Source organism: Pseudomonas nitroreducens TX1, assembly GCF_000313755.1.
Lineage (GTDB): Bacteria > Pseudomonadota > Gammaproteobacteria > Pseudomonadales > Pseudomonadaceae > Pseudomonas > Pseudomonas nitroreducens_A.
Genome location: NZ_AMZB01000132.1, coordinates 38,135 through 59,242 on the forward strand (window position 1 = coordinate 38,135; position 21,108 = coordinate 59,242).

Annotated in this window: 22 protein-coding genes; 13 read left to right on the forward strand and 9 right to left on the reverse strand. The window is 66.1% G+C overall.

What is annotated here, in order from left to right:
- The first annotated feature begins 5 nt into the window (after nt 1-5).
- Complete coding sequence (gene apbC, locus C167_RS0124925; protein WP_017521036.1) at nt 6-1,100, forward strand: iron-sulfur cluster carrier protein ApbC; 1,095 nt, start codon at nt 6-8, stop codon at nt 1,098-1,100.
- A 96-nt stretch (nt 1,101-1,196) separates the two neighbouring features.
- Nucleotides 1,197-1,763: a dCTP deaminase gene (dcd, locus tag C167_RS0124930; RefSeq protein ID WP_017521037.1), complete on the forward strand. Its 567-nt coding sequence runs from the start codon at nt 1,197-1,199 to the stop codon at nt 1,761-1,763.
- A gap of 133 nt (nt 1,764-1,896) precedes the next feature.
- On the opposite strand, the gene C167_RS0124935 is transcribed toward dcd, so the two are convergent.
- The 4 genes from C167_RS0124935 to C167_RS0124950 all read right to left on the reverse strand — a co-directional run bounded on the left by C167_RS0124935 (nt 1,897) and on the right by C167_RS0124950 (nt 6,043).
- Nucleotides 1,897-2,439 carry an AAA family ATPase gene (locus tag C167_RS0124935; RefSeq protein WP_017521038.1) on the reverse strand — a complete coding sequence of 181 codons (543 nt, stop codon included), beginning with the start codon at nt 2,437-2,439 and terminating at the stop codon, nt 1,897-1,899.
- A gap of 198 nt (nt 2,440-2,637) precedes the next feature.
- On the reverse strand, nt 2,638-5,178 hold the full coding sequence (locus C167_RS0124940; RefSeq protein ID WP_017521039.1) for a penicillin acylase family protein: 2,541 nt from the start codon (nt 5,176-5,178) through the stop codon (nt 2,638-2,640).
- Between the two features lie 170 nt (nt 5,179-5,348).
- Nucleotides 5,349-5,549: an SEC-C metal-binding domain-containing protein gene (locus C167_RS0124945; protein ID WP_017521040.1), complete on the reverse strand. Its 201-nt coding sequence runs from the start codon at nt 5,547-5,549 to the stop codon at nt 5,349-5,351.
- Between the two features lie 8 nt (nt 5,550-5,557).
- Entirely contained in the window at nt 5,558-6,043 is a 486-nt protein-coding gene (locus C167_RS0124950) for an LEA type 2 family protein (protein ID WP_017521041.1), read from the reverse strand.
- 122 nt (nt 6,044-6,165) lie between these two features.
- Between C167_RS0124950 and C167_RS0124955 the strand changes: the two genes are divergently transcribed.
- Nucleotides 6,166-6,726 (forward strand): hypothetical protein, encoded by a 561-nt coding sequence (locus C167_RS0124955; protein ID WP_017521042.1) that lies wholly within the window; start codon nt 6,166-6,168, stop codon nt 6,724-6,726.
- Here C167_RS0124955 and C167_RS0124960 read toward each other — a convergent pair whose 3' ends face one another.
- From C167_RS0124960 to C167_RS0124970, 3 genes are all read right to left on the reverse strand, one after another.
- Complete coding sequence (locus tag C167_RS0124960; RefSeq protein ID WP_017521043.1) at nt 6,727-7,353, reverse strand: trimeric intracellular cation channel family protein; 627 nt, start codon at nt 7,351-7,353, stop codon at nt 6,727-6,729.
- Nucleotides 7,354-7,461: 108 nt separating this feature from the next.
- A complete protein-coding gene (locus C167_RS0124965; RefSeq protein WP_026079263.1) occupies nt 7,462-7,935 on the reverse strand; it encodes a YchJ family protein in 474 nt (157 codons plus the stop codon).
- A gap of 2 nt (nt 7,936-7,937) precedes the next feature.
- A complete protein-coding gene (locus tag C167_RS0124970) occupies nt 7,938-8,426 on the reverse strand; it encodes a DUF6231 family protein (RefSeq protein WP_017521045.1) in 489 nt (162 codons plus the stop codon).
- A gap of 140 nt (nt 8,427-8,566) precedes the next feature.
- On the opposite strand from C167_RS0124970, the gene C167_RS0124975 reads away from it, so the two are divergent.
- From C167_RS0124975 to C167_RS0124985, 3 genes are all read left to right on the forward strand, one after another.
- Nucleotides 8,567-9,199 carry an OmpA family protein gene (locus tag C167_RS0124975; protein WP_026079264.1) on the forward strand — a complete coding sequence of 211 codons (633 nt, stop codon included), beginning with the start codon at nt 8,567-8,569 and terminating at the stop codon, nt 9,197-9,199.
- Nucleotides 9,200-9,319: 120 nt separating this feature from the next.
- Complete coding sequence (locus C167_RS0124980) at nt 9,320-9,607, forward strand: DUF1145 domain-containing protein (RefSeq protein ID WP_017521047.1); 288 nt, start codon at nt 9,320-9,322, stop codon at nt 9,605-9,607.
- On the forward strand, nt 9,600-10,364 hold the full coding sequence (locus C167_RS0124985; RefSeq protein ID WP_017521048.1) for a hypothetical protein: 765 nt from the start codon (nt 9,600-9,602) through the stop codon (nt 10,362-10,364). The genes C167_RS0124980 and C167_RS0124985 overlap by 8 nt, the downstream gene beginning before the upstream one ends.
- A gap of 54 nt (nt 10,365-10,418) precedes the next feature.
- On the opposite strand, the gene C167_RS0124990 is transcribed toward C167_RS0124985, so the two are convergent.
- A complete protein-coding gene (locus C167_RS0124990) occupies nt 10,419-10,883 on the reverse strand; it encodes a CopD family protein (protein ID WP_017521049.1) in 465 nt (154 codons plus the stop codon).
- 122 nt (nt 10,884-11,005) lie between these two features.
- Between C167_RS0124990 and dinG the strand changes: the two genes are divergently transcribed.
- The 6 genes from dinG (at nt 11,006) to C167_RS0125025 (ending at nt 20,150) form a co-directional block, all read left to right on the forward strand.
- Nucleotides 11,006-13,150, forward strand: a complete 2,145-nt coding sequence (gene dinG, locus C167_RS0124995) for an ATP-dependent DNA helicase DinG (RefSeq protein WP_017521050.1) — start codon at nt 11,006-11,008, stop codon at nt 13,148-13,150.
- A gap of 204 nt (nt 13,151-13,354) precedes the next feature.
- The gene (locus C167_RS0125000; protein ID WP_017521051.1) at nt 13,355-15,637 is read left to right on the forward strand and encodes a beta-galactosidase; all 2,283 of its coding nucleotides are present in this window, start codon (nt 13,355-13,357) and stop codon (nt 15,635-15,637) included.
- A gap of 103 nt (nt 15,638-15,740) precedes the next feature.
- Nucleotides 15,741-16,886 carry an EstA family serine hydrolase gene (locus C167_RS0125005; protein ID WP_017521052.1) on the forward strand — a complete coding sequence of 382 codons (1,146 nt, stop codon included), beginning with the start codon at nt 15,741-15,743 and terminating at the stop codon, nt 16,884-16,886.
- Between the two features lie 242 nt (nt 16,887-17,128).
- The gene (locus C167_RS0125010; protein WP_017521053.1) at nt 17,129-17,920 is read left to right on the forward strand and encodes an OmpA family protein; all 792 of its coding nucleotides are present in this window, start codon (nt 17,129-17,131) and stop codon (nt 17,918-17,920) included.
- A 108-nt stretch (nt 17,921-18,028) separates the two neighbouring features.
- Nucleotides 18,029-18,676 carry a pyridoxamine 5'-phosphate oxidase gene (pdxH, locus tag C167_RS0125015; RefSeq protein ID WP_017521054.1) on the forward strand — a complete coding sequence of 216 codons (648 nt, stop codon included), beginning with the start codon at nt 18,029-18,031 and terminating at the stop codon, nt 18,674-18,676.
- A gap of 334 nt (nt 18,677-19,010) precedes the next feature.
- Nucleotides 19,011-20,150, forward strand: coding sequence for a glycerate kinase (locus C167_RS0125025; RefSeq protein WP_017521055.1), 1,140 nt, complete (start codon nt 19,011-19,013; stop codon nt 20,148-20,150).
- On the opposite strand, the gene C167_RS0125030 is transcribed toward C167_RS0125025, so the two are convergent.
- Nucleotides 20,135-20,371, reverse strand: coding sequence for a hypothetical protein (locus tag C167_RS0125030; protein WP_017521056.1), 237 nt, complete (start codon nt 20,369-20,371; stop codon nt 20,135-20,137). The two genes, C167_RS0125025 and C167_RS0125030, sit on opposite strands and share 16 nt — an antisense overlap.
- A gap of 205 nt (nt 20,372-20,576) precedes the next feature.
- On the opposite strand from C167_RS0125030, the gene C167_RS0125035 reads away from it, so the two are divergent.
- On the forward strand, nt 20,577-21,041 hold the full coding sequence (locus tag C167_RS0125035; RefSeq protein ID WP_017521057.1) for a glycine zipper 2TM domain-containing protein: 465 nt from the start codon (nt 20,577-20,579) through the stop codon (nt 21,039-21,041).
- Nucleotides 21,042-21,108 lie beyond the last annotated feature (67 nt).

The window sequence follows — 21,108 nt, forward strand, 5'->3', positions numbered from 1 at the left end:
TACCCATGGGCGCCGCCAACCGAGCCACGGTGGAAAACCTTCTCCGCCAGATCAACGATCCCCACACCGGCCAGAACCTGATGGACGCCGGCTACCTGCGCGAACTGGACATCCAGGGCGGGCGCATCGCCCTGACCCTGGAGCTGGGCTACGCCGCCGGCCTGTTCAAGAACGGCCTGGCGCAGACCGTGCAGATGGCCCTGGAAGCGCTGGACGGTGTCGACTCGGCCCAGGTGAAGGTGGAAACCCATATCGCCGCGCACAAGGCCCAGGCCCAGGTGCCGGGCATGAGCAACGTGAAGAACATCATCGCCGTAGCGTCCGGCAAGGGCGGCGTGGGCAAGTCCACCACCGCCGCCAACCTCGCGCTGGCGCTGGCCCGCGAGGGTGCCAAGGTCGGCATCCTGGACGCCGATATCTATGGCCCGAGCCAGGGCATCATGTTCGGCATCCCGGAAGGTACCCGGCCGAAGATCCGTGACCAGAAGTGGTTCATCCCGCTGGAAGCCCACGGCGTGGAAGTCATGTCCATGGCCTTCCTCACCGACGACAACACCCCGGTGGTCTGGCGCGGCCCGATGGTCTCCGGCGCGCTGATCCAACTGATCACCCAGACCGCCTGGAACGACCTGGATTACCTGGTCATCGACATGCCGCCGGGTACGGGCGACATCCAGCTGACCCTGGCGCAGAAGGTTCCGGTGGCCGGCTCGGTGATCGTCACCACCCCGCAGGACCTGGCCCTGCTCGACGCCAAGAAAGGCGTGGAGATGTTCCGCAAGGTCAACATCCCGGTGCTGGGCGTGGTCGAGAACATGGCCGTGCACATCTGCTCCAAGTGCGGCCATGCCGAGCACCTGTTCGGTGAAGGCGGCGGCGAGAAGCTGGCCGCGCAGTACGGCGTGGAGCTGCTGGCCTCGCTGCCGCTGTCCATGGCCATCCGCATGCAGGCCGACGGCGGCAAGCCCACCGTGATTGCCGACCCGGAAAGCCAGCTGGCGATGATCTACCAGGAAATGGCCCGCTGCGTCGGCGCCCGTATCGCCCTGAGCGAGAAGGCCGCGCCGGACATGCCGAATATCTCCATCAGCGACGACTGATCCGTGACAACGCCGCCGGGCGCGCCCCTTTGCCGGGCGGCGCGCCTGCCGGTAAGATTCGCCTTCTTTTTTCAACCGCCGCACAGGACACCCGCCATGAGCATCAAATCGGACAAGTGGATTCGCCGCATGGCTCAGGAACACGGCATGATCGAGCCGTTCGTCGAGCGCCAGATTCGTGGTGCCGATGACAGCCGGGTGATTTCCTACGGTGTTTCCAGCTACGGCTACGACGTGCGCTGTGCCGCCGAGTTCAAGGTGTTCACCAACATCCACTCGGCCGTGGTCGACCCGAAGAATTTCGACGAGAAGAGCTTCGTCGACATCAACAGCGACGTCTGCATCATCCCGCCGAACTCCTTCGCCCTGGCCCGCACCGTCGAATACTTCCGCATCCCGCGCGACGTGCTGACCATCTGCTTGGGCAAGAGCACCTACGCGCGCTGCGGCATCATCGTCAACGTGACCCCGCTGGAACCCGAGTGGGAAGGCCACGTGACCCTGGAGTTCTCCAACACCACCAACCTGCCGGCGAAGATCTACGCCCACGAAGGCGTGGCGCAGATGCTGTTCCTGCAGTCGGACGAAGCCTGCGAAGTGTCCTACCGCGATCGTGGCGGCAAATACCAGGGCCAGACCGGTGTGACCCTGCCCAAGGCCTGATGGCCCTGCGCTTGACGAAAACCGGGCCTTGGCCCGGTTTTTTGTTGCGGTCGAAAACCTGTAGGAGCGAGCTTGCTCGCGAACGCCCGGCTCGACTCCCACTGGAAGATAAGGTTCGCGAGCAAGCTCGCTCCTACAAGGGGCAGTGCGCCAGGACGAATTCAGCACGTTCATGCACGCTGCACAGGGGCAGTTCCAGTACGCGATACCCCAATGCTTCGTAGACCTCGGCCATGACCATGGCTGTTCGCTGCGCCTCGTCGAAGCCCTGCCGGCGCTCGGTATCGTTGCGGTAGATGGCTTCCCAGGCGGGAGCCAGGAACGCCGTCCGCGCGTAGCGCAGTTCCTGGGCGGCGGCTTCCAGTTCATCCGTAACCGGCAGGCCGCAGAGCCGCGCATACCCCAGCACATCCGGCAGGCCGCGATCGAAAAGCCACAGCCCTCCCGCGTCGAGCGCTCGGACGCGGGTCGCCAGTGCGTGCTCGAACATCGCCTGGCAGAACGCTTCGCGGTTCGCCCAGGGCAATGCATCACCATTGCGGACCATCTGGTCGCGGATGATGGCGCGGCCGCCTTCTTCGACGACGTTCAGGCCGTGATGCCGGTGCAGATGGTCGAGCAGCGTGCTCTTGCCGGCGCCAGGGCCGCCGGTGATGACGATGAGGGATTCGGACATGGCGATGACTCCTGTAGGAAGGATGCAAGGGAGTACCGGCTGGGGAAGGGTGTTGCGAAGGGAGGTGCGGCGGAAGCGGAGCGGGGAAAAAAGAAAGGCACCCAAGGGGTGCCTGAATATGATCATGGAGTAAGTCGACAAATCTGATTCCGGGGCGGGAAGCAAGTTCCCAACCCCGGAGAAATATTTTTCAGATCATCACTTTTCCGGCACCAGCGTCAGGCGTTTCACGCCGTAGACCTTCTCCAGGTTCTGTGGCTGGAAGGGGAAGCTCATGTAGTTGCCCTTCAGCCAGGCGTCGATGCCATCGGCGTAGTGCGGGCTGGCCGGGTTACCGGACTGGCCGCTGCTGTTGAGTCCGATCATCGGCTCGCTCTGGCCGAAATCGACAACGAGGCGCATGGCCGGGATCAGCCAGGTATCGAAGTCCTGGCCCCAGTGGTAGGCCGATACGTTCAGCGTGCTGTGATCGCCGCCGGCCGGGTAGGGGCCGCGATCCAGGTAGCCCTTGATCGCACTGAGGCTGGCGCGGTCGCCGGCGCTCAGGTTGGGCGCCATCTTGGTGCTGTCGCTGACCCACTGGTAGGTGTGCAGCTTGCCCCATTGCCAGGCGCGGCGGTCGCTGCCCAGCTTCTGCTCGCAGAAGGCGGTGGCGGCGGCCAGGCTGCGGGCGAGGATCGCCGGCTTGTCTTCCTTCTGCGGGGTGCGGGTGTCATCCCAGAACGGGCTGTCGTCGCGGCCCAGCAGGTGGTCGGCCTGGGCCGAGTAGGAGAGGTTGGCGTTCTCGACGAAGGCCTTCCAGGACGGGCTGTTTTCCGGGCCGAGTTCGTCGAGGAAGATCTGCTTGCTGCTTTCCTGCAGGAAAGCTTCGTAGAGCGCCGCGTCGCCAGAGGTAGCCGATAGCTTGCCGTCGAAGGCCATGATCCGGTCCAGCGCTTCGCGGGCGCGAGCACGCTGGTCGGCGGGCAGGGCGTCGATGGCCTTCTTCAGCGGCTGGGCCATGCCCGGCGCATCCAGCATCGATTGCAGCTTGCCGGCGAAGGGCGTGGTCTGGTCGTACTGCATGGCGATCATGCTGCGGTAGTCGTGGCTCCTGCTGCCGCCGGCGAGTTGGGCGATGCGCTCATAGCGCTCCGGGTAGTACCAGGAACTGGACAGCTGCGCGCCGTAGCCCGGCTGCACGCTGCGGTGGTTGGCGGTGCCCAGCCAGCCTTGCTGCGGGTCCTGGTCGGACGGGTGCAGGATCGGGTCGGCAAAGCCGTCCCAATCGTATCGGCCATCCCAGCCGGGGGAGGGCAGCAGGCCACGGCCTTCCTTGCGGTTGGGGAAGCGACCGGTGACCTGCCAGCCGATGTGCTTTTCGTCGGCGAACACGATATTCAGGGCCATGGCGCGCACGTCGCGAGTGGCATCGAAGGCCTGCTCGACGTTCTTCGCGCGGGACAGGTCGAAGAACGCGTCGAGGGTGCGGTCGGTTTCACCCTGGATGCTCTGGTAGGCGATGCCGTAGCCGCTGGACAGCTCCAGCGGTTGCAGTTCGTGCTTGCGCTCGCCCAGTGCGCTGTTGAGCAGCGGGCCGTGGCGGGTTTCGTAGATGACTTCGCGGACCGGGCTCTGGCCCTTGATGAAGAAGGTCTCGTTGCGCTCGATGGCCGGCTTCCACTGGCCGTCGGCGAGGTAGTAGAGCTTGCTGCCCTGGCGCTTGACCTGTTCGAGGAAGAGGTCCTGGTTGTCCCCCATGACCATGGTCATGCCCCAGGCCAGCTTGCCGTTGAAGCCCGCCACCACGCCCGGCACACCGGCGATGGAGACGCCTGCGGCGTTGTACTTGGGTGAGCGGATCTGCACGTAGTTCCACACCGAAGGCATGGACAGCGGCAGATGCGTGTCGTTGGCCAGGATGCTCTTGCCGCTGCGCGTGCGCTGCGGGGCGATGGCCCAGTTGTTGGACGCGGCGACGCCCATCATCTGCAGGGCGGCGATCTGGCCGGCGGCCTTGTCCAGTTGTTCCAGGCCCGCGATCCTGCCGTCCAGGCGCAGGCCCTTGAGTTTCTCGGCTTCCTCGAAAGGCAGTGCTTCGTCCGGGTAGATCGGTGTTAGCCAGGGCAGCTTGTCGGCGCCGACCTTCTGCGCGAGCACCAGGGAAGCGATCTCTTCCTGCAGGTTCACCGCCAGGCCGAAGTTCAGCAGGCTGAAGACCAGTGCGGAGTCTTCTGGCTTCCAGTATTCGGGGCGGTAGCCGGACTCGGCGAGGTCCATCGGCAGCTTGTCGCGATAGCGGTACAGGTAGGCGTTGACGCCGCGGGCATAGGTCTCGAAGAAACGCTTGAGTCGCGGCGAAGCGCCACCATACAGGGCGTCGGCAGCCTTCTTCAGGTTCACCGTGCGCATGAAGCGGTCGGTTTCCAGCGCGCCGGGGCCGACCATTTCGGACAGGCGTCCCTGGGCCATCAGGCGCAGGCCGACCATCTGGCTGAGGCGGTCGCTGGCATGCACGTAGCCCAGGGTGAACAGCGCGTCGTGGAAGGTGCTGGTCTCGATCAGCGGCATCCCCAGGCTGTTGCGGCGGATCGACACGTTGTCCGCCAGGCCCTTGATCGGCTGCACGCCATAGGTGGGCGGCAGGCTGCCTGCGTAGCGGTCGTTGAGCCAGCCCTGGCAGCCGGTGAGGCTGACAGCGGCGCTGAGGGAGGCGGCAAGGCCGAAGCAGGGAAGCCGGCGGAAGGCTCGCGGGGCCATGGGGATGTGCTCCTGCACAAAAGGGGTCGCGGAAAAGGCGCTACGTTAGTGAGCCGAGGATAGCTGTGCAAGCCGCGCGCGGCGGGATTTTCAGCAGCCGACGAATAGTTGGGCCGGACAGCAGAAGGCCCGCGCTGGGCGGGCCTTCTTCGCGGTGCCGCAAGCCTGGGTCAGGCGCCGTGGCACTTCTTGTACTTGCTGCCGCTGCCGCAGGGGCAAGGATCATTGCGGCCCACGTCCTTGAGCGGGTTGCGCACCGGCTCGTGGCTGTGGTTGCAGTGCGGGCCGTGCACGTGACCGTGGTCATGGTGGTGGTCATGATCGTGGTCGTGGTTGCAGTTCGGACCGTGTACGTGGGGTTCCTGGCTCATGGTGACGCTCACTCGGGGATGAAATCGCCGGGAATTATCTCGCCATTGCGGGCGATGTGCACGCTCTGTCCGAAGAGCAGGCCGGTCTTCACTTCACCGTCGAGGCGGTAGCGAATCGGCTGGTCCGGGTCTTCCAGCAGTTTGACGATGTACTTCATGTGCCGCCACAGGTTGGTGGTCACCGGTACTTCGAAGGTTTCATGGCCGTTGGCCGGCACTGTGAACCAGTTATTCGACTCGCCCTCGGCCAGGTCGATATCGTTCAGCTTGACCTTGTAGGCCAGGCCGCGAACCGGAAGGCTGAAGTCATTCGGATTGTCGATGCGGAAATGCAGGACGAACTCCTGCTCCAGCAAACGAGCTTTCACGACGTCCACTTTCTGCAGTTTCACGTCGGGTTGCTCGAAATTGCCCGTCATCCAGCCGCAGCCCGAAACAAGGCTGAACAGCCAGAGCAGGCTGAGAATTCTTATCATTTGCGCCTGATAATTCATGTCTACCCCTCAAGACGCCCCAGTGTACCAAGCACCTGCTCGGCCGCAAGTTGTTGTTACGTTAAAAGAAGCTGCACCATACTGGCCGAATGTAACCGGCGGGTTAACACAGGAGAGTGAAGATGAGCCGTTATGAAATCGCGTTTTCCGGTCAGACTGTTCCTGGTGCTCAGCTCGACACCGTGAAAGCCAACCTGGCCAGGTTGTTCCAGGCCGACGCCCAGCGCATCGATCTGCTCTTCTCCGGTCGCCGCATGGTGATCAAGAACAACCTCGACGCCGAGGCCGCGGAAAAGTACCGCAGTGTGATAGAGCGCGCCGGCGCCGTCGTGGAAGTGGTCGACATGGATGCGCAGATCGAGGAAATCGAACTGGCCCCGCCACCGCCCGCCGAGCCCGCCAGCGCACCGGTCCAGCCGGGGGCGCCTGGCGCTGCACCGCAGGGCCGCTTGAAAGTGGCGCCGCGTGACGAGTACATGGCCGCTTTCGTCGATGTCGAAGCGCCGGACTTCGGCCTCGCCCCGGTGGGCGCCGACCTTCAGGACGAGAAGCCCGAGGCGCAGGCGCCGCGCGTGGACCTCAGCCAGTTCAGCGTCGCGCCGGTGGGCAGTGACATGGGCCAGGCCAAACCGGCTCCCGCCGGCCCTGCGCCGGACACCAGCCATCTCAAGCTGCAGGACTGATCAATCGCCCTGGTGCGGGTCGTCCTTGTAGACGAATTTGGGCATTTCCCAGCGGAAGCGGATCGCCAGCATGCGGAACAGGAAGCCGGCGAACAGGGTGATCAGCATGGCCTGCTCCTTGGGCAGGTCGATCTGCAGGCAGATCAGGTAGCACCAGGCGCTGGCGAAGGAAACGCTGGCGTACAGCTCGCGACGGAAGATCAGCGGCACGTCATTGCAGAAGATATCCCGCAGGATGCCGCCGAACACCCCGGTAATCACCCCGCTCACGGCGGCGATCAGCAGGCTGTGGCCCATCTCCAGGCTGACCTGGCAACCGATCAGGGTGAAGGCCACCAGGCCCACGGCGTCCAGCGCGAGGAACATCGAGCGCAGATGGCGCATCAGCGGTGCAATGAATACGGTGAACAGCGCCGCGCCAGCGGTCAGCGCCAGGTACTCCGGGTGACGCACCCAGGTGAGCGGGTAATGGCCCAGCAGCATGTCGCGAACGGAGCCGCCGCCGAGCGCGGTGACGCAGGCCACCAGCACCACGCCGAACAGGTCCATGCTCCGTCGGCCGGCGGACAGGGCGCCGGTCATGGCTTCGGCGGTGATGGCGATGATGTAGAGAACGGTCAGCAGCATGGCGAGGTCCGGCAGGGGTAGCCGGTGCGGCGAATCACCGCCGCCCCGGAAAAAAGCGCGGATTCTAGCCGAGTCACTGTTTGCCCCCAAGTGGTGCGGGTTCGCGCTTCACTCGATCCAGGGCCCGCAGCATTTCTTCAGCTTGCCGCCAGCGCCGCAGGGGCACGGGTCGTTGCGCCCCAGCTTCATCTGCACGGTCGGGTCGAGGAAGTACCAGCGGCCTTCGCGCTGGACGAATCCCGAGCATTCGCGGTGGCTGTGTTCGCCGCCGGCATCGTGCCAGCGGGCGATGAAGGTCACCCGTGCATGTTCAGGCTGGCCGCCGAGCACTTCGTGGCTCACCACCTCCAGGCCCAGCCAGGTGCTGCCCAGGCTCCAGGTGCGGATGGCGTCCAGGTCCAGGCCCTGCTGCTGGGCGGGCAACGTCGTGTCGCGCAGGTAATCCACCAGGCCCAGCGCGTAGGCGCTGTAGCGCGAGCGCATCAGCGCCTCGGCGGTGGGCGCCGTAACGCCGGCATGGAAGCGCCCGCAGCAATCGGGTAATGGGCGGCCGCTGCCGCAGGGGCAGGTCGGTTCGGTCATGGTCACCACCAGTACTTGCCGAAGTTTTCCGGGTTGGCCCAGAACTTCGCGTTGAGCCAGTCCGGGACCTGTTTGTATTCGTGCAGATCGTAGGTGAACAGGGTGATCACCTGCTCGTCGCGCTGGAAGCGCTCGCTGGCCTGCATGGCCAGGGCGTAGAAGTCCGCGTCCTGTGCCTGCGCCGCGTCGAGGTCGACGAGTGCCGCCACGCGGCTGCTGTTGAGGTTGCGGATGCCGCCCACCAGTTGCTGTGCTTCGCGGCGCGGCAGATGTTCAAGGCAATCGGCAAGCAGGGCGAGGTCGTAGCGTTGACCGGCCAGCTCCGCTGGCAACGCGCCGGCATCGGCGTGAAACAGTTCGCAATCGGGATGCGCCGCGAGAAAGGCATCCACCGCCGGAATCTGGCTGGCGCCCACCAGCAGAAGGCGTCGTGGCGCGTAGCGATCGAGCAGGGCGGCAAGGGCTTGTTGCGGCGTGCGTGTCGAAATCATGGGGCTCGTCGAAGGCAAAAAATAATGAACGAAGACTAGCGTGTGACGCCCATATGGCCTAGTGCTGGCGCATTCTGTCAGTCACGTCTTTACTCGGTAATTGTCGGTCAAGACCCGATCATTAGAGGAGACATAACTTTATGAGCATCACAAGGACCGCTTTACCCCTGTTGCTGGTAAGCACGTTGCTCACCGGTTGCGCAGGGTTGCAGAAGTCCGACTGGCCGACTTGCGCCGTGGTTGGCGGTGTCGGGGGCGCAGGTCTGGGTTCCATCGAGAGCAGCGCCTGGGCGGGTTGGGGAGCCCTGATCGGTGGCGTGCTGGGTGCGTCCTACTGCTGGGTGCATGGCGCTGAAGAACAAGTGGCCGAGGTTCCGCCGCCTGCGCCGGCTCCTGAGCCCGCACCGGCTCCGTTGCCCAAGGAAGAGACCATCGTGGTGCGTGACCTGCACTTCGCCTTCGACTCGTCGAAGATCGATGCGCAGGACAAGGACAAGCTCGACACCATCGCTACCCGCCTGAAAGGCGAGGCCGCGAGCACCGAGCTGAACATCGGCGGCCATACCGACAGCATCGGTACCGACGCCTACAACCAGAAACTGTCCGAACGCCGCGCCAACGCCGTGTCCAACTACCTGATCGACTCTGGCGTGCCTGCCAGCAGCATCAAGTCGGTCGTCGGCTATGGCGAGAGCCAGCCGGTTGCGGACAACAAGACCAAGGAAGGCCGCGCCGAGAACCGTCGCGTGGAAATCAAGATCACCCGTCAGTAAGTCCGGGGTGATCGGTGCAAAGGGGGCCTTCGTGGCCCCCTTTGTCATTCCCGGTTGCCACTGGCACAGGCCGGGACAGAGGCGTATGTTCCCCGGCAAAGAAAAACACGGGGGCACTTCATGAAAGCGTTGTTGGGGCTGGGCAAACTGATTGCCCTGTTGTTCTGGCTGGCGGTGCTGGCCAACCTGATCCAACCCTTCGCACATCCCTTCGCGCTGCTGCTCAATGCGGCGGGCGCGCTGATCCTGCTGGTCCACATCATCGAGGCCCTGGCACTGCGCCAACGCCTGCAGGGTCGCCCGCATCCGGGCATGGACCGCCTGCAGATCCTGCTGTTCGGCGTCTTCCATTTCGCTACCCTGCCGCAGCCGGCATCCGCAAAAGTAGAAGGAGATACCCATGCGTAAGTCGTTGCTGGGCCTGGCGCTGTTCGCCCCGCTGGCCTGTTCGGCCGCTGGCAGCGTGTCGGTGGAAGCCAACACCGTGCTGCGCCTGCCGGTGAAGGGCGACAGCCTTAGCCTGGACCGAATCAGCGTCGGCCCGGAGGGCGCGCTGCTGATTCCGTCGCGGGTCAAGGAGCTGAAGATCGGCGAGCTGGACCTGGCGAAGAATGCGCGGATCGGCGTGTTCCCCGGCAGCGATACGCTGCAGATCGACGTCCAGCACGGCAGCCTCGCCGATGGCAGTGTCATTGCCGCGCAGGGCAGTTCCGGCAGCTTCGAGAAACCCGCCAGCGGCGGTCGCAACCTGGTGCTGCGGCTGCAGGACGTGGCGGTGGAAAACCTGCTGATTGACGTGCGCGGCGGCGTCGGCGCGCCGGGCTATGACGGCCTGGATGGCGGCAGCGCGCAGACGTCCGGATGCCTGTGGGGCAGCGGGAGGTCCGCGGGCGACGGCCAGAACGGCGCCGATGGCCAGCCGGGCGCATCCGGTGGTGCGGTGCGTCTGGAGGTGCCCGAGCAGTTCGACGTCGACAAGGTGAAGGTGCGCCTGGATGGCGGCGCTGGCGGAGCGGGCGGCAAGCCCGGCAAGGCTGGAGCGCGCAGCAGCGAGAAGGGCTGCTGGTTCTACTCGGTGGCGGGCGAGAAGGCCGGTGCGCAAGGCAAGGGCGGCGCGGAAGGGGTGAAAGGCAGCGAGGGTCGCCTGGATGTGAAGCGCTTCTGAACCTGTCGCCCGTTTCAAGTGAAGGCCCGCCCGGCAACCGGGCGGGCCTTTTGTTTACCAGTGCGGGCGCGCGGCGACGAACGCCACCAGCGCCATGCCGATCAGCAGATTCAGGCCCACGGTCTTGCGGATCTTGCCCAGCGCGGCGCCGCCGGCCGGCCAGTCCTCGGCACCTACCGCTGTGCGCAGTTCCGGCAGTTGCAGCGCCTGGATGCGCAGGAACAGCGCGAGCATCGCCACGTACAGGCCCATCATCACCTGCACGTAGCGCGGCGCGCCGGCCATGCCATTGAAGCTCAGGTGCAGCATGCCCACGCCGGTTACCGGCAGCAGGATCACCGCCGCCCACACCCAGCGGAAGAAGCGCGGGAACACCTCCAGCCACAGCTTCAGCCGGGGCGGGGCTTCCAGCGCGGCGACGGCGGCCGGGCGCAGCACCATCCAGGCGAAGAACATGCCGCCGACCCAGACCAGGGCAGCCAGGACGTGCAGGGCATAGACGAAGGCAAAGGGTGTCATTCGGACGATCTCCGCTGGCGATTGAAGTCAAGCGCGCTATCATAGCCGCCGATTCGAACCACTGAAAATTTATCCAGCATCCGGATATGTCCGCCAGGGCGTGTCCGGGGCCCGGGAAGTCCATGCTCAGCACCGAACTCAAGGCCACGATCCAGGGCGCCTACTCGCGCTTCCTCGAGGCCAAGGAACTCAAGCCGCGCTACGGCCAACGCCTGATGATCGCCGAAGTCGCGAAGGTCCTGGGGACCATCGCCAGCGACGAGGAAGGCCATCGCCTGGGCGATGCCGCCGTGGTCGCGGTGGAAGCCGGCACCGGCACCGGCAAGACCGTCGCCTACAGCCTCGCCGCCATCGCCTGCGCCAAGGCGGCCGGCAAGCGTCTGGTGGTCGCCACCGCCACCGTCGCCCTGCAGGAGCAGATCGTCCACAAGGACCTGCCCGACCTGCTGCGCAACTCCGGCCTGTCGTTCAGCTTCGCCCTGGCCAAGGGGCGCGGGCGCTACATGTGCCTGTCCAAACTCGACCACCTGCTGCAGGAAGGCCAGGCGCAGAGCGCCACCGCCCAGCTGTTCGAGGAGGAAGGCTTCCGCATCGACGTAGACGAAACCTCCACCAAGCTGTTCAACCAGATGATCGAACGCCTGGCGGGCAACCGCTGGGACGGCGACCGCGACTCCTGGCCCGAAGCCATCGAGGACGCGCACTGGGCGCAGGTCACCACCGACCACAGCCAGTGCACCAACCGCCATTGCCCGAATTTCCAGCAGTGCGCCTTCTACAAGGCGCGCGAAGGCATGACCAAGGTCGACGTGATCGTCACCAACCACGACCTGGTACTGGCCGACCTCGCCCTGGGCGGCGGCGCGATCCTGCCGGATCCGCGCGACACCCTCTACGTGTTCGACGAAGGCCATCACCTGCCGGACAAGGCCATCGGCCACTTCGCCCACTTCACCCGCCTGCGCGCCACCGCCGACTGGCTGGGCCAGGTGGAGAAGAACCTGACCAAGCTGCTGGCGCAGAACCCGCTACCGGGCGACCTCGGCCGCCTGATCGAGCAGGTGCCGGAGCTGGCCCGCGAGCTGCGCACGCACCAGCAGTTCATGTTCACCGCCTGCGAGGAGGTCGGCGACTTCCGCGCCGGCGAGGACATGGAAGGCCGCGAGCGGCCGCGCCATCGCTTCGAGGGCGGGGTGATCCCCGAGCACATTCGCGAGATGGGCATCGAGCTGAAGAAGGGCTTCTCCAAGCTCACCGATCTCTTCACCCGCCTCACCGAACTGCTTAAGGAGGCCATGGACGGAGAGGGCAGCGTCGGCATCGCCAGTCATCAGGCCGAAGAGTGGTACCCGCTGTTCGGCAGCCTGCTGTCCCGCGCCCAGGGCAACTGGGAGCTGTGGACCGCCTTCACCAGCGAAGACCCCGAAGACAGCCCGCCCATGGCGCGCTGGCTGACTCTCGCCGAGAGCGGCACTTTCTACGATATCGAGGCCAACGCCAGCCCGATCCTCGCCGCCGAGACCCTGCGCCGCAACCTGTGGAACGTGGCCTACGGCGTGCTGGTGACCTCCGCGACCCTCACCGCGCTGGGCACCTTCGACCGCTACCGCATGCGCGCCGGCCTGCCGCGCGCCGCCGTCACCGCCGTAGTGCCGAGCCCGTTCCACCATGCCGACGCCGGCGTGCTGCGCGTGCCCGACCTCAAGGCCGACCCGCGCGATGCCGCCGCCCACACCGCGGCGATCATCCGCGAGTTGCCGGAAATCGTCGAAGGCTCGCGCGGTTCGTTGATCCTGTTTTCCTCGCGCAAGCAGATGCAGGAAGTCTTCGACGGCCTGGATCGCGAATGGCGCAAGCGTGTGCTGATCCAGGGCAACCTGTCCAAGCAGGAAACCCTGAACAAGCATCGCTCGCGGGTCGATGATGGCGAGCCGAGCGTGTTGTTCGGCCTGGCCAGTTTCTCCGAGGGCGTGGACCTGCCCGGCGCCTATTGCGAGCACGTGGTGATCGCCAAGATTCCTTTCGCCGTGCCGGATGATCCGGTGGAAGCGGCACTGTCGGAATGGATCGAGGCGCGCGGCGGCAATCCCTTCATGGAGATCGCCGTGCCCGACGCCTCGCTGCGCCTGGTGCAGGCCTGTGGACGCCTGCTGCGCACCGAACAGGATCGCGGCACCATCACGCTGCTGGACCGCCGCGTGGTGACGCAGCGCTACGGCAAGGCCATTCTTAACGCATTGCCGCCGTTCCGCCGCGAAATCGCTTGATCGGGGCTCGATCAGCTGCGCGTCGGCATAACTGCTTCGGAAGCTGGTCCGGGATGCTCATTGACTGCGTGTAAACTCCGCTCCCGGGCCAGCTTCCGCCTTGTTCTGCTCTAGCTCGCAAGATCCTTGAGTCCTGAGCGGAAAATGCTTCCTGGTTGAATTCAGCGCCCGCCTTGCGGCGGTGTGTAGTAAGGACAAGGACAAATGATTGCTCCACGTTGGCATCTGCCTCTGCTGCTCAGCCTGGCCATCGCCAGTGCCCCGGCCTGGTCGGCCGGCGGCAATGAAACCCTGTTCAACTTCGTCAAGCCGATGGCCGTGGTCACCGTCACCACGCAGAACGCCGACCTGCCCAGTTCCACCGCCGAGGCCACGCCCGAAGGGGAAATCCTGCGCCGGGTGAACTTCAACCCCGCGCCGCAACCGACCCTGCGCCTGGCACCCTCCAGTGGTAGCTGGGACTGGTCCCAGGCCGACAGCGTCAGCCTGCGCATCCAGAACGCCATGGACTGGGCCATCACCCTCGAGGTGGAGATCGAAGGCATCGCCGGCGCCTCCGGCCTGCGCGCGAGCATCGCCCTGCCGCCGGGCCCGGCGCAGACTCTCGTGATCCCGCTGCACGCCATCGCCCCCGAAGACTTCGGCATGCGTGCCGGTGTGCCCATGCCCGTCACCCTGGATGGCCAGCGCCTGCTGCTGGCGAGCAAGGTCACGGGTGAGTTGGACCGCAGCCAGGTCGGTGCGGTGAAGCTGTTCCTCACCTCGCCCAAGGCGGCGCAGGACATCCTCGTTGGCCGCTTCGGCACCCGCGCTGGCAACGACGAGTACCACAAGGCCTACGCCGGCATCGTCGACGCTTTCGGCCAGTCCACTCGCAGCGACTGGCCGGAAAAGGTCAGGAGCCCCGAGCAACTGGCCAGCGCCTGGAAAGCCGAAGGCGAGCAGTTGAAGAAGTGGCAGCCGGCGCCCGGTCGCGATGCCTTTGGCGGCCTGCTGGACGGCCCGGCCTTCGAAGGCAGCGGTTTCTTCCGCACCGAGAAGCGCAACGGTCGCTGGTGGCTGGTGACGCCGGAAGGGCATTCGTTCTGGTCCATGGGTGTCAACGCGGTGAACGCTGACAGCAGTCAGACCTACGTTGAAGGCCGCGAATACATGTTCGCCAGCCTGCCGAAGGAGGACGAGCCGCTGGCCGCCTTCTACGGCCAGCGCGATGACCGCAGCGGCGTGGGCGCCCAGCAGGGCCGTGCGTTCGGTAACGGTCGCTGGTTCGACTTCTACGCCGCCAACCGCTTCCGCGCCGACGGCGGCCTGAGCGGTGACGCCGCTGCCGCCGCCTGGCGCGAGCGCACCTTGCAGCGCCTGGGTTCCTGGGGCTTCAACACCCTGGGGGACTGGAGCGATCCGGCCTTTGCTGACGACCCGCGCATGCCCTACAGCGTGCCGCTGTCCATCAGCGGCGACTACGCCACAGTCAGCACGGGCTACGATTGGTGGGGCGCGATGCCCGACCCGTTCGACCCGCGCTTCGCCATGGCCGCCGAGCGCGCCATCGCCATCGCCGCCCGCGACCACCGCGAGGATGCCTGGCTGCTGGGTTACTACGCCGACAACGAACTGGCCTGGGCCGGCCGTGGCGACGACGACCAGGCGCACTATGCCCTGGCTTTCGGCACGCTCAAGCTGTCCACCGACAGCCCGGCCAAGCGCGCCTTCATCAAGCAGCTCAAGGACAAGTACGAGGGTCACGAACAACTTGCCGAGGCCTGGGGCGTGCAGCTGGGCTCCTGGGAAGACCTCGACGCGCCGGGCTACCAGGCGCCGGTCCCCAGCGAATCGCACCCGGCCATCGCCCAGGACTACAGCGCCTTCCTGCGCCTGTACGCCGACCAGTACTTCAAGACCCTGAAGGACTCGCTGCAGTGGCACGCGCCCAACCACCTGCTGCTCGGTCCGCGCTTCGCCGTCAGCACGCCGGAAGCGCTGGCCTCCTGCGCGCAATACTGCGACGTCCTCAGCTTCAACCTCTACGTGCCGCTGCCGCAGCAGGGCTTCGACGCCAACTACGTGCGCAGCCTGGACAAGCCGGTGCTGATCACCGAATTCCATTTCGGCTCCCGCGATCGCGGGCCGTTCTGGGGCGGTGTCGCCGAGGTGTACAACGAGCAGCAGCGTGGCGAGGCCTACCAGCGCTTCCTGGCCGAGGCGGCGAAGGAACCGAACATCGTCGGCGCGCACTGGTTCCAGTACCTCGACCAGCCGGTGACCGGCCGCCTGCTCGACGGCGAGAACGGCCACATCGGCCTGGTCGGCATCACCGACCTGCCGTTCACCGGCTTCGTCGACGCCGTGCGCAAGGCCAACCAGCAGACGCTCAAAGGCATCGACGAACAGGCCCGCGCCGCCGCCAAGGTGGCGCCGGAGCCGCAACCCAAACCCGCGCCGGCCCCTGACGACAGTGACGACGAGGAACAGGCCTCGGAGCAATGATCCGTCATTCGTGAAGCCACACCCTGCCTTCGGCAGGGTTCCCAGGGGCGGAGCGCGCTGAAAGAATGGCGTCTTCCGCCCCTGTGCATTTCCGGAGCTTGAGATGACCCTGAACGGCCACTGCGATCCGCGCTTCACCCCTGTTGCCGATGCCTTCAGTGCGCTGTTCGAAGACCCACAGGAGCGTGGCGCGGCGCTGTGCATCCAGGTCGGCGGCGAGACCGTGGTCGACCTCTGGGCCGGCAGCGCGGGCAAGGACCCGGGCCAGGACTGGCAGGCCGACACGCTGCTCAACCTGTTCTCCTGCACCAAGACCTTTGCGGCCGTTGCTGTGCTGCAACTGGTGGGCGAGGGCCGCCTGGAGCTCGACGCCCCGGTGGCGCGCTACTGGCCGGAGTTCGAGCAGGCCGGCAAGCAGAACATCAGCGTGCGCCAGCTCCTGTGCCATCGCGCGGGCCTGCCGGCGATCCGCGAGCCGCTGGCGCCCGAAGCGCTGTATGACTGGTCGACCATGACCGCCGCGCTGGCCGCCGAAACGCCCTGGTGGACGCCGGGCGCCGAGCACGGCTACGCGCCCATCACCTATGGCTGGCTGATCGGCGAAGTGATCCGCCGTGTCGACGGCCGGGAGCCGGGTACCGCCATCGTCGAACGTACCGCGCGGCCACTGGGGCTGGATTTCCATATCGGCCTGGATGACGCCGAGTTCCACCGCGTGGCGCACATTGCCCGGGGCAAGGGCAACCTGGGCGATGCTGCGGCGCAACGCCTGCTGCGCACCATGATGACCGACGCCGCCGCGCTCTCCACCCGCGCCTTCACCAATCCGCCCTCGGTGCTCACCAGCACCAACAAGCCGGAATGGCGGCGCATGTCGCAACCTGCGGCCAATGGCCACGGCAATGCGCGCTCGCTGGCTGGTTTCTACAGCGGCTTGCTGCAGGGCAAGCTGCTGGATGACGCGCTGCTGGCCGAGCTCACCCGCGAGCATGCCGTTGGCGAGGATCGAACTTTGTTGACCTGTACGCGCTTCGGTCTGGGTTGCATGCTTGACCAGCCAAGCGTGGCCAACGCCACCTATGGCCTCAGCCCGCAGGCCTTCGGTCATCCGGGAGCCGGTGGCTCCATCGGCTTCGCCGATCCGGACCGCCAGCTGGCTTTCGGCTTCGTCGTCAACACCCTTGGCCCCTATGTGCTGATGGACCCGCGCGCCCAGCGCCTGGCGCGCCTCGCCGGCGACTGCCTGTAGCGACGAGCGGGAGGAACCTTCCTCCCGCCGCACCTTCTTAAGGTCGTCCGCGTTTGCCGTCGCGCTGGCTGCGACGGCCATCCCTGCGCACAAGTATGCGCCGCTCGTCAGTTCGGGATTAAAATCTCGTTCCAACTGAGTAAGTTATGTACAACTCTTAAGCTGATTGCTGAAGTTGCGGTGCCGCTGCCACCCAGCCGCGCCGAGCCTCCCTTCATGTTCCGCCTTATGGAATCGCTCCCATGAACCTGCTGTTCTCGAATTCGCTGAAAGTCTCCACCCTTGCCCTGTGCGTCGGCCTTTCCGCCTGCAGCCAGTTCCAGTCCAACGACGCGCAGAACACTGCCGCGGCCAAGCCCGCCGCTGGCACCAGCCACTGGTGGTGGCCCTTCGGCGGCGACGAGGAAGTGATCGCCGCCGCGCCCGCGCCTGCACAAAAACCGGTGGAGGCCTCCAAGGTCGCGGATGCCGGCAGCCGGCAGCCCGGTGGCCACTGGTGGTGGCCGTTCGGTGTAAGCGACAGCGCACCGGGTGCCGAGAAGGCTGCCAAGCCCCAGGACATCAAGGTCACCAAGGAATGGCTGGACCAGCACGAGAAGTCCCTGCGTGAAGCGGTGGCCGGCAGCAAGTTCACCGTCGAGCGCCGCGAGAACGCCCTGGTGCTGATCGCACCGGTGGAAGGTTCGTTCAACCCCAAGCGTCCTGAACTGCTGCTGCCGATCACCCTGGCACCGCTGGGCAACGTGGCGAAGATGCTGCAGAACGACCCGGAAAGCGGCGTGCTGGTCCTCGGCCACAGCGACAGCTCGGGCGACAAGGCGACCAACGACAAGGTCAGCCTGCAACGTGCCCAGGCGGTCTCGTCGATCTTCCGCCTGAGCGGCCTGGGCGCCGACCGCCTGCGCCTGAAGGGCGTCGGCTCAAGCCTGCCGCGCGCCGACAACGCCAGCGCCGAAGGCCGCGCGTTGAACCGCCGCGTCGAAGTGCTGGTCACCCAGCGCACCAGCCTGCTGGCGCTCGCCCAGGCCAACTGATCCGCGCTGCGCAAAGCGTCATTCCGCCGGGAATGACGCTTGTCGTGGATCAAGCGCGAAGGCGTAACTCTGGATAAGCTTAGGGACTTCTTCTGCAGGAGATTTCCAATGGCTCAGACCCTGGCCGATATGCGCCGCGAATACACCCGTGACGGACTGACCGAAACCCAGGCGCCCAGCGAACCGTTCAGCCTGTTCAGCCAATGGTTCGAGGACGCGGTGAAGACCGAGCAACTGCCGGTCGAACCCAATGCGATGATGCTCGCCACCGTGGACGCCGACGGCCAGCCACACTGCCGCGTGCTCCTGCTCAAGGGCCTGGACGAGCGCGGTTTCACCTTCTTCAGCAACTACGAAAGCGCCAAGGGCCAGCAGTTGCGGGAAAACCCGCGTGCGGCCATGACCTTCTTCTGGCCGGCGCTGGAGCGCCAGGTACGCATCGAGGGGCGGGTGGAGAAAGTTTCCGCCGAAGAGTCCGCCGCCTATTACCGCGTGCGCCCGCTGGGCAGCCGCCTGGGCGCCTGGGCGTCGCCGCAGAGCCGGGTCATCGATGGCCGTGGCGAACTGGAACAACTGTTGGCGGAAACCGAACAGCGCTTCGCCGACACGGCACCCACCTGTCCGGATTTCTGGGGTGGTTTCCGTCTGCTGCCAAGCCGTATCGAATTCTGGCAGGGCCGTCCGAGCCGCCTGCACGATCGCCTCAATTTCCGCAATGAAAATGGCGTCTGGGTGCGGGAGCGCCTGGCGCCCTGAGCCTGTCCAGCAGTTGAGCCTGGCGTAAGGAGCAACTGTCTTCCTCTGAAATTCCGTGCCTGTGTTTCCCTCTCCCTGAAGGGAGAGGGGATCGTATGGTGCAGGTTGAAACCAAGGCGTCAGCCGGCACGGTCAGCGCCCTCTCTCTTCAGGGAGAGGGCGGGGGAGAGGGTGTCCCCAAGCGCAATGGTTTCCAGGCAGGAGCGGACTTCGTTCGCGATGGTTTCAGTCGCGAATCAGACCAATCGCGGACGAAGTCCGCTCCTACGCAGGTCGGGAAAACCGTGCTGCGGTGTAGGATGCCCTCCATCTTCCCGCTCAACGGACCTGCCCCATGAAAGTCGTCATCGCTCCCGACTCGTTCAAGGAAAGCCTTTCCGCCCCCGAGGTCGCCGAGGCCATCTCCCGTGGCTGGCTGCGCGCACGGCCGAACGACGAGACGCTGCTGCGACCGATGGCCGACGGCGGCGAAGGCACGGTGGACGCGGTGCTGGCGGCGCGGCCGGGTGAGCGCCGCGAACTGGACGTTTGCGGCCCGCTGGAGCAGCCGGTGAAAGCCCACTGGGGCTGGCTGGAGGACGCCACCGCAGTGATCGAGATGGCCGCCGCCAGCGGCCTGCACTGGGTCCCGGCGACGCAGCGCGACGCCACCCGTACGACCAGCCGGGGCACCGGCGAGCTGATCCGCGAAGCGCTGGATGCCGGCGCGAAGAAGATCATCCTCGGCCTGGGCGGCAGCGCCACCAACGACGGTGGCCTGGGGCTGCTGCAGGCGCTGGGCGTGAGCTTCCTCGATCACGAGGGCAAGGAACTGGGCGCAGGCGGAGCGCAGCTCGCGGAGCTGGAACGTATCGACCTGTCGGGCATCGACTGGCGACTGGCCGGCGTCGAGGTCGAAGTGGCAGCCGACGTGAACAACCCCCTTTGCGGTCCCAGGGGGGCTTCGGCGGTCTTCGGCCCGCAGAAGGGCGCGAGCCCGGCGCAGGTGCAGCAGCTGGATGCTGCGCTCAAGCGTTTCGCCGAGGTCGCGGCGCTGGCCCTGGGGCAGGATCACAGCCTGTTCCCGGGCGTCGGTGCGGCAGGCGGACTGGGCTTCGCTTGCCGGGCCTTCCTGAAGGCGCGCTTCCGTCCGGGTATCGAACTGATCGCCGAGCTGTCGGAGTTGGAAGCGGCGCTGGCCGACGCATCGCTGGTCATCACCGGGGAAGGGCGGCTGGATGGCCAGAGCCTGCACGGCAAGACGCCGGTGGGCGTGGCCCATGTCGCGCGTCGCGCGGGCGTGCCGGTGATCGCGCTGGCAGGCAGCGTCGGCGAAGGGCTGGCCGAATTGCGTGAAGTGGGGATCGAAGCGGCGTTCAGCCTGGCGCCGGGGCCCATCACCCTGGCCGATGCCTGCGCACGCGCAGCGCAGGAGCTGGAGAACCGCGCCGAGGCGTTGGCGCGCTTCTGGTCGCTAGCTCAGGCCGCGCGGTAGTCGTCGGCGGCGCGCTGCAACCAGTCGGGCAGGTCGCGGCGCTTGACCTTCTGGCGCTTGGCATCGGCCAGGCGCTCGAGCAGGTAGCTGCGCTTTTGCGGGTCGTCGCCGGCCAGTGACAGCGCCAGGTCGCGGTCCATCCAGCGGCGGATGCGCCAGTAAATCCACCAGTGGAAGTACAGACCGGCGGCTGTGGTGACGACGATGATGAAGTAGTCCATGTGGGGTTCCGTGTGGGGCGCTTCTGCTGCGGACGCCAGCCTAACCGATCCCCCGACAGGAAAAACTGAGCCACGGCAGGCGTTTTTGGTGGATATGGCACAAACTGTACGGAAGCTGAATCGAGATCAGCTGTTTCACGACCTGGCGTGACAGGCGGGCTGCCGTCGGAGTCTAATAGTCGTAGCCCTATTCGGAGGTTCCCTAATGCGTAAAACTGCCCTGATCGCCGTGACTTTCGCCGCCCTGGCCATCTCCCTCGGCGGTTGCCAGTCCAGCCTGACCGGCGACACCTACACCCGTGAAGAAGCACGTACCGTACAGAACGTTCGCATGGGTACCATCCAGGCCCTGCGCCCGGTGAAGATCGAAGGCACCAAGACTCCCATCGGCTCGGTTGCCGGCGCTGCGGTTGGCGGTATCGGCGGCAGCGCCATCGGTGGCGGCAAGGGCAGCTATGTCACCGCCATCATCGGCGCCGTGGCTGGCGGCCTGCTCGGTGCGGCCACCGAAGAAGGCCTGACCCGCACCCAGGGCGTGGAAATCACCGTCCGCGAAGACGACGGCAGCACCCGTGCCTACGTCCAACAGGTCGACGAAGGTGCCGTGTTCCGTGTCGGCGAGCGCGTGCGCATCCTGACCGTCAACGGTACCAGCCGCGTCGCTCACTGACCGGCTGACGGCTGCCCTTCCATGGCAGCCAGCGAAACCCAGCGCGCGACAGTCGTTTCGACTGTCG